Raw genomic sequence first — 233 nt, 5'->3', positions numbered from 1 at the left:
TCGCTGAGCATGGTCAGGTCGCGAATCTGGGCCATGGCCTGATCGCGATCGGGAAACTTGAGCAGGTTGAAGTCGGCGTACGGCACCATGACGTAGTGAGCCTGACCACCGACCCAGCCCCCCATGTCGACGTAACCATAGGCGCCGCCGGCCCGATCGTCGTTGACGTGCAGACACACGCCGGTATGGCCTTCCTTGCAGGTGCGACAGCGGCCGCAGGCCACGTTGAAGGG

Annotated in this window: 1 protein-coding gene; it reads right to left on the bottom strand. The window is 63.9% G+C overall.

The genetic code is table 11. The annotated features are described in order from the left end of the window. The coding region (locus ACW4DH_RS19045) for an alcohol dehydrogenase catalytic domain-containing protein (RefSeq protein WP_459637971.1) at positions 1-233 on the bottom strand (233 nt) is incomplete at both ends.

It is taken from the genome of Halomonas sp. WWR20 (genome assembly GCF_054602495.1).
Note: the sequence above shows the minus strand (reverse complement) of the source record. Positions and strands in the feature narration are given on the sequence as shown.